Raw genomic sequence first — 7,967 nt, forward strand, 5'->3', positions numbered from 1 at the left:
GGTGCTGGATGTGCACGTCCGGTCGCGAGAAGGCGCGGACGCACGGCACCACATGGGCGCCAGAAGGTTAGGTAAACCTTGCCTTCGTTACCTTAAAGACGGCAGACTGCTGTCGCAATCGATCATTTCAGACAGCGAATATCGTGATCGGGACATCGCCCGGCCGACGTCAGGGCGCGCGGAAGGCGCCGGGAGTAAGTCCCGTCGTACGCCGGAACGCCACGCCGAAGGCGCTCGCCGACCGGTAGCCCACCTGCTCCGCGACGGCATCGACTTCCCAGCCGCGGGAGAGCAGCATGACCGCGTGCTGCACGCGGACAGCCCCCACCCAGCGCGCGAAACTGGTTCCCGTCTCGGCCTGGAACGCCCGGGTCACCGTGCGCGTACTCACCCCCAGTTCGGCGGCCCAGTCCGCCAGCGTCCGCGGATCACCGGGGTTCTCCCGCACGGCCACCGCGACCGGACGCAGCAGGGGCGACGACGGCAGCTGCACCTGCAGTTCACGCGGCGAGGGCTGCAACACGTCGAGCACCATCGACTCGGTCAACGCCCTTGATTCGGGCGGGAGTTGCGGGTCACTCAAGCGCTCCAGAAGGAGCCGAAGCAGCGGGGTGAAATCGACGGCCACCGGAACGTCGGAGATCGAGCTCGTGGCGCCGTAGCCGAAGAAGGCGGCACGGAACCAGGTGCCGGCGACCGCCGATCCCGAGTGCAGGGCGCCGGCGGGTATCCACAGGGCCAGGTTGGGCGTGGTGGTCCAGACGCCCGAACCGACCACGACCGTGGAGGCACCGCGCTCGTTCCAGAGCAGTTCGTGGAAGGGGTGGGAGTGCTCGCCCCATACGGTGTCGCACGCGACGGTCTCGTCGTACCCCTGGATGACGAAGGGCACCTCCACCGAACCGGGCGCGTGAACCGGCAGCTCCCTGAGCTCCCGGCTCACGTCCGCGCCCCGCCCGTGCACGCGGCGAAGGCGGCACGTACACGGACGGCTCCGGCAGCCTGGTGAACGGGGTGCATCGCCCCAGACTACGGCGGCGCGCATGGCCCGCTTTCCCCGGCGGTCAGCAGGCCACGTGCCCAGAAGCCCGCACGCTCGTCGGCACCCAGCAGCCGGTCAGGACAGGATCTCGATGTACCCGTCGGTGCCGTGCACGCGAATCCGCTGCCCGTCCCGGATCAGCCTCGTCGCCTCCGCCACGCCCACGACGGCAGGCAGACCGTACTCCCTGGCGATCACCGCGCCATGGGTCATCAGGCCGCCCACCTCCGTCACCAGGCCCGTGATGCCGACGAACAGGGGCGACCAACTGGGGTCCGTGTAGGCCGTGACCAGGATGTCGCCCTCCTCGAGGTCGGCCTCCGCCATGTCGAGGATGACGCGGGCCCGCCCCTCGATGGTCCCGGCGGAAACAGGGAGGCCGACCAGGGCACCTTCCGGCACGTCCTCGCGCCGGTACGACCCGGCAATGGCCTCGCCGTCCGACGTGAGCACCCGGGGCACCGTGAGTGCCTGGTACGCCCGGAAGGCGTCCTTGCGCTGCCGGATGAGCCGGGCGTCCGCCTGCTGCGAGCGCACGACGTCGTGCAACTCCTGGAACGTGAGGTAGAAGATGTCCTCCTTCCCGGGCAGCACACCGGCCTCGACGAGGCGCTCGGCCTCCCGCATCAAGGCCTGCTTGTAGACGAAGGAGCGGCTGACGATGCCGTACTTCGGGTACTCCCGGTACCCGATGAAGGTCCGCAGCCGGTCGATCGTCCGCTTGGTCTCATCGGCCTTCCGCTCCCCGTCGGGCAGCGCCCGCAAGCGGGTCAGCACGTCCTGCTCCTTCTTCTGCGCCTCCTGCCGTCCCTCCTCGAACCGCCGCTCGGCGGCGCCGGGCCCGAAGATCCTGACGTTGTCGAGGATCACGGGCAGCAGCGTGCTGGGGCGCTCGCTCCAACGCGGCCTCGTGATGTCGATCTCGCCGACGCAGCGCATGCCGTACCGGTCGAGGTAGGCCTCGATGGCGTCGCGCGCCTCGGTCCCGCCCGCGAGCTTGGCCAGCCCGTCCAGGAAGCCCTCGTCCTCGACGCCCTGCAAGAACGCGACCACCTCCGGATACGGGCGGATCACGTCGGCGACATCGAGGAGCGCAAGGCCCATCTCCGAGGTGATGTTGTCGGGAGCGGACAGCGTCAGTGTGTCGGCCGCGTTCTTCTCGCCCAGCCACTCCTGCAGCTTGTCGTTGAGCCACCACGTGGCTTCCATCCCCGCCATGATCGCCTGCATGCTCAGCCGATCACCGAGAACCCGCTTGTGCTCGGCGAATGCATCGAGGAGGAAGTCGAAGAGCTCCGGCCCGGTCTTCGTCCGGATGTCGCGCCGCAGGGCGGCGACGGAGCTCTGGCTGCGCTCGATCAGCTCGGTGACGATGGCTGGATCGGTTGCGATCGGGGCGGGTGCGCCGCCCGCAGACGCCCCACCGGCAGACGCCCCACCTGGCGGTGGGCTCGCGGGAGCCGCGTCCGGGGCCGACGGGACGAAGTCGCCCCGGTCCAGGACGGTCTCCAGCGCATCCCTGAACAGCGGATCGCCCTTCCCCACCATGTCCAGCAGCCCTGCGCGGCTCGCCGGCGAGGCCAGGCGCGGGGTGACGTCGACGAACAGTCTCCCGCCGGCATCGTGCATCTTCACCATGGCCGTCAGCTGCCACACGGAGAGCCCCAGGGGCTTCATGGCGTCGGTCATCATCTGCTGGTGGCCGACGGAGAGGTAGACGTGATTCTCCTGGTCGTCGGCCTCGGGGATCGGGAACAGCGTGGTGATCGGCCGGCTCTGAACGATCCGGAAGTCGTCGTCGACCAGACACCATTCGATGTCCTGCGGCCGGCCGAAGTGCGCTTCGATCTGCCGCCCGAGCCGCACGAGGCGCACGACCTGCGCATGCGTCAGCGCCGACTGCTCCTGGTGCTGCGGGTCGATGGCCACTTCCTGCGTACCGCCGCCGGGCAAGGCGTGAATGGCGCGCTGCTTGGCGGCGACCGCCTCGGCGATGATCTCGCCGTCGCGCACCTTGAAGACGTCCGGGTTCACCAGGCCGGAGACCAGGGCCTCGCCGAGGCCGAAGCCGGCGTCCACGGTGGCGACCTTCCGGTTGCCCGTGACGGGGTCGGCGGTGAACAGGATGCCGGACGCGTACGACAGGACCATCTGCTGCACCACCACGGCCATGTGCACCGTGCGGTGGTCGAAGCCGTTCCGCAGGCGGTACGTCACGGCGCGCTCGGTGAACAGCGAGGCCCAGCACCGGCTGACGTGCCGGAGGACCGCCGCGGGCCCCATGACGTTGAGGTACGTGTCCTGCTGGCCCGCGAAGGAAGCCGTGGGCAGGTCCTCCGCCGTCGCGCTGGACCGTACGGCGTAGGCGGCGTGCTCGCCGAGCCGGGCGAGCGCCCGGGTGATCGCCTCCGCGAGATCACCGGGCATGGCGATTCCCTCGATGGTCCGGCGGACCTCCGCGCTGAGCGTGCGGATCCCCTCGCGGTCATCCGGGTTCAGGCGCGACAGCTCGACGAGCTGATCGTCGATCGAAGGGGCTGCTTCCGCCATGATCTGCCGGAAGGCATCCGTCGTCACGCAGAACCCGCCCGGCACGCGAACGCCCTCGATCCGCGACAGCTCCCCCAGGTGCGCTCCCTTGCCGCCGACGATCGCAGTCTGCGTCCCGTCGACCTCGTGGAGATCCAACACGTACTGCTCGATCACTGCGCTACCTCCGTGGCCTCCGGCCGGGCGCGTCGTGCGCCCTGTTTCCGCAGGTTGTGGCCTCGGCCGACGATTCTGCGCCACCACCCGGGCCTTGCCGCAAGCCCCCAAGTGAGCTATACGTTAGGAGTGGCAGGGAGAGACATCTCCTTGCCTTTTCTTTTGGTCACCTTCTTTTGATCACCGTCGCCGCACGCGTTTGATCACCGTCGCCGCGCCTGTACGAGTCACCAGCGGGCGACGAGCGTCTCTTCCCTGCCCCTGTTGCGGTACAGCCATGTGGTTCCCGGTGCGACAGCCCCGGTCAGGTAGCCGACGATGGGCTCCCGCTGCGTCGCGCTGTCCAGTTCACGGAGCAGCTTCAAGGCGTCGGGCATGGGGAAGAAGGCAGCCTGTTTGATCTCGTCGTCCTCGGGCGCGACGCTTCCCGACCACTCGTCGATCTCGAAGGCGGAGGCGAATGCGGACGGGAACTGCTCGGAGTCGATGTGCATGAGAAACGCGGTCCGCACCGGGTTGCCGACCAGCAGTCCGGTCTCCTCACGCAATTCGCGCCGCAGCGCTTCGTGCAGGAGCTCGCCGTCCTCGACCCCTCCGCCGGGCAGTGACCAGAGGGCCTCGCCATTGACGCCGAGGTTCTCGCGCACGAGCAGGATCTCGTCGCCTCGGCGGACGATGCCAATGACCAACTGCACCCGCGGTTTGGGGGGTTTCGACTTCGGGGTTCCCGACTTCGGGGTTCTCGGCTCTCCGGCTTCCATGCCGCTGACCGTACGTGATCACGGAGGGGCGAGAGTGGCGTACCCCCGCCTCCTCCGCCTGTCCAGCGCTCCACCTATCCGACGCGCTCGATCCGCGCCTTGCGGATCAGGAACTTACCGGCCTCACGCACCTCCTCGAACGCCTCGTTGTTCAGCAGTACGCAGCTGCCCGACGTCGATGTGACCTCCACCGTGGTGGACTTGGAGTTGTCCAGGTTCGTCACCTTCAGCTGCGTACCGACGGGGAACTCGTTGCTGGACGCGGCCGGCGCTCCGGCCTCGCCGGACAGCGTGACGGTGGAACCGGCGCAGACGACCTCGCCCTCCGCCCCCGCGTCTCCGCCGTCCGCGGGCGGGGTCGTGGCCGTATCCGCGGGCGGGGTCGTGGCCGTGGCCTCGTCACCCGGCTCCTCGGAGACCGGAGGCTGAGCAGCGCCCTCACCGGACCCGGCACCCCCACCGGCCTCCGCCCCCTCACCCCCGCCACAGCCCGACGCCGCCTGCTTCCGCTTGATCTCCTCGATCACCGCTTCCCGGTTGGCGATCCGCGCCGCGGACTGCGCATCGGGGTTCGCGCGCTGACCCGCGATGAACTTTTCGTTGTTGCTCAGCGCGGTGGCCAGCCCGTCACACGCCACCGAGGCCTGGCTCGTACCGGTCATCACCACCGCGGTGCCCGCCACCAGCGCGGCGGCCCCCACCATGAGAGCAACCTTCTTATTACGGCTGAGCGTCTTCTTGCGCGACACGTGCGACTCCTGTCCCCGGCGGCGTATGCCACCACCGGATGGGTTTCCGTGTGCCGTCACGTACGCGCAGCAGTCCCTTTCGTCTCAACCGCCCCATCGGCAACTGCGGATCGACCCCAATGGCATGATCGACCTCGCGACGAGGGCGCCCCATCACCTTCCTTCACCGGAAACCACGTCACACAACACAAAGGGGCATCTATTTGAACATCACCTACCAAATCGGTTAAGTAATTGATACCTACAGCTTCGCGGGTGTTTTCACGAATAGACCGCACCATCAAGTCCGGCGCATGGCGTCAGCCGCGGGCGATCCTGTGGGCCACGGCGTGCGTGGTGGCCCTCGGTTTCCTCGTCGCGCTGGAGATCGCCGCGCGCCACTACGGCGGCGTACCGGGCCCGATCACCAACCAGGCGCGCGAGGTGCTGTTCCCTCCCAAGCCGGGCCCTCTGTACGGCGGTCTGGCACTGATGATGGTGGTGCTCACCTGGCGGCAGCGGTTCATCGCGGCCGGTGCCGCGATCGGCATCGACATCGTCTTCGTGCTGGTGCGGTGGGCGATCGACGCCGACGTGCCCGAGGGTCAGTTCTTCGGCAACGGCGCACTGTGGGTGATGCTGGGCTGGGCATTCATCGCGATCACGGGCCGCACCGGCAAGGAACGGATGCTGCTCCTGAAGGGCGTGGGCCTGGGTCTGCTCCTCGTGGCAGGACGCAAGACCGGTGACACCTGGCTGCTCATCACGGCGAAGACGCACCCGACCGTGCTCGACCCTTACGTGGCGATGGCCGATCACGCCCTGGGCAGCCCGTCATGGCTGGCCGGCCGGATACTCAGGGCCACCGGCCCGGTCACCACCCACGTTCTCGACCTGGTCTACGCCCAGCTCGCGGTGGCCGCGATCGCCGTCGCCCTGTACCAGCTGCGCAACGTGGCGGCCGAGGGCCGTTTTCCGCGCCACCACCTGGTGCGCACCTTCCTGGTGATCGGCCTCATCGGACCGGCCTTCTACATGATCTTCCCGGTGGTCGGGCCGATCTTCGCCTACGGCCCCGGCACCTCGGGCACCGGCGGCGTGGAATGGGCGGTGGCCAACCTGTGGCCGAATTCGCCGCTGCCGATCACCGTCCCGCACCCGGTGCCGTATGACGCGATCACCCCGCGCAACTGCATGCCCAGCCTGCACACGGCGTGGGCCACCGCGATCTTCATCCACTCCCGCAAGGGCCCGCGGCTTCTGCGGTACGCGGGCACGTTCTGGCTCGTCGCCACACTCAGTGCGACGCTCGGCTTCGGCTACCACTACGGCGTGGATCTCCTGGCCGGCGTGGTGTTCACGCTCACGATCGAGGGGGCTCTGCGCGCGTACGACCGGGGCTGGGACCGGTCGGGCCTCCTGCTGGTCGGTTACGGCACGGCGGTCTTCGCGGCGCTCCTGGTGTCGTACCGCTATCTCCCGATGGAAATGGCCGAGCACCCCGCGCTGTTCGGCCCCCTGGTCATTCTGGCGACGGCCTCTGTGATCTACGGCTACACACGGACCACCAGGCAATGGGAACCCAAAGCCGCACCAGCACTCCAACCGGAACCGCAACCCGAACCGGCTTGAGCCAAGCCGCGTCGGGTTGCGGTGTGCGTGTCGCGAATTGCGGGTCGCGGGATGCGGGTCGCGGGTTACAAAGCCGCCACGCGCTTGTCATACGCGAGCCGGAATGACGGCCGCTCAACCCGTGGTTTCCATCAGCATGACCATCGGAGTAGCGCTTTCACTTCAGGACCGGCTCGACGGAACGGTGCAACTCGCGCGAGAAGCTCACGAGGCGGGGTTACGCTCCGCGTGGTTCGGCCAGACCTTCTCGTACGACTCCCCCACGCTCGCCGCGATCGTCGGCCGCGAGGTGCCGGGACTGCACGTCGGCACCTCGGCGATCCCGGTCTTCGGCCGACACCCCCTGCTCATCTCCAGCCAGGCGCAGACGGCCCAGGCCGCGACCGGCGGCCGCTACCACCTGGGCCTCGCGCTCGGCACGAAGAAGCTGACCGAAGAGGCCTTCGGCATCCCGCACGAGCGCCCCATCGGCCGGCTCCGCGAATTCCTCACCGCCCTGCGCCCACTCCTGGAGACGGGCAGCTCCGACTTCCACGGCGAGCTCCTCACCGCCACCACACCCCTGCCGGCGCAGGTGCCCGGCGCCGAGCCGCCGGTACCGATCCTGGTGGCCGCCATGGCCCCGCAGGCACTGCGCGTCTCGGGTGAACTCGCTGACGGCATCCTGCCGTTGCTCGCCGGACCCCGCGCACTCGCCGAACACATCGTCCCGGCCGTCACCGCCGCGGCCGAATCGGCGGGCCGCCCCGCACCCCGGATCGTGGCCTTCGTCCCCGGCGTCGTCACCGCCGACCCCGAGGCGGTACGGGAAACCGCGACCGAATCCCTCGCCTTCTACGAGCAGTTCCCCTCCTACCAACGCGTCATCGGCCTCTCCGGCGCCACCCGGGCCGCCGACCTGGCCGTCATCGGCGACGAGGAAACCGTCGCCGCCGAGATCCACCGCTACCGGGAAGCCGGAGCGACCGAGGTGGTGTTCACGGCGACGGAACTCGGCGGCGATGCGGACCGCCGCCGGACCTGGAAACTGCTCGGAGAGCTGGCCAACGCCTGAGCCATGTTCATCCGCCCCGGCGAGGGCGCGGCGCTGTCGCCGCC

General features: G+C 69.0%; 6 protein-coding genes. 2 read left to right on the forward strand and 4 right to left on the reverse strand.

Annotation, left to right across the window (positions count from 1 at the left end):
* Positions 1 to 169 precede the first annotated feature (169 nt).
* From ACWFR3_RS40625 to ACWFR3_RS40640, 4 genes are all read right to left on the reverse strand, one after another.
* On the reverse strand, positions 170 to 943 hold the full coding sequence (locus ACWFR3_RS40625) for an AraC family transcriptional regulator (protein ID WP_453739738.1): 774 nt from the start codon (positions 941 to 943) through the stop codon (positions 170 to 172).
* A gap of 174 nt (positions 944 to 1,117) precedes the next feature.
* Positions 1,118 to 3,748 (reverse strand): rifamycin-inactivating phosphotransferase, encoded by a 2,631-nt coding sequence (gene rph / locus ACWFR3_RS40630; RefSeq protein WP_453739739.1) that lies wholly within the window; start codon positions 3,746 to 3,748, stop codon positions 1,118 to 1,120.
* A gap of 227 nt (positions 3,749 to 3,975) precedes the next feature.
* Complete coding sequence (locus tag ACWFR3_RS40635; protein ID WP_453739740.1) at positions 3,976 to 4,509, reverse strand: NUDIX hydrolase; 534 nt, start codon at positions 4,507 to 4,509, stop codon at positions 3,976 to 3,978.
* A 74-nt stretch (positions 4,510 to 4,583) separates the two neighbouring features.
* On the reverse strand, positions 4,584 to 5,258 hold the full coding sequence (locus ACWFR3_RS40640) for a hypothetical protein (RefSeq protein ID WP_453739741.1): 675 nt from the start codon (positions 5,256 to 5,258) through the stop codon (positions 4,584 to 4,586).
* A gap of 255 nt (positions 5,259 to 5,513) precedes the next feature.
* Here ACWFR3_RS40640 and ACWFR3_RS40645 point away from each other — a divergent pair, with 255 nt between their 5' ends.
* Entirely contained in the window at positions 5,514 to 6,869 is a 1,356-nt protein-coding gene (locus ACWFR3_RS40645; RefSeq protein WP_453739742.1) for a phosphatase PAP2 family protein, read from the forward strand.
* Between the two features lie 136 nt (positions 6,870 to 7,005).
* Complete coding sequence (locus ACWFR3_RS40650; RefSeq protein ID WP_453739743.1) at positions 7,006 to 7,923, forward strand: LLM class F420-dependent oxidoreductase; 918 nt, start codon at positions 7,006 to 7,008, stop codon at positions 7,921 to 7,923.
* The last annotated feature ends 44 nt before the right edge of the window (positions 7,924 to 7,967 follow it).

This window comes from Streptomyces sp. NPDC055189 (assembly GCF_053606765.1).

Excerpts from the sequence above, each read along its gene's own strand:
- ACWFR3_RS40650 (WP_453739743.1), top strand. The coding sequence starts at position 7,006 with ATGACCATCGGAGTAGCGCTTTCACTTCAGGACCGGCTCGACGGAACG.
- ACWFR3_RS40635 (WP_453739740.1), bottom strand. The coding sequence starts at position 4,509 with ATGGAAGCCGGAGAGCCGAGAACCCCGAAGTCGGGAACCCCGAAGTCG.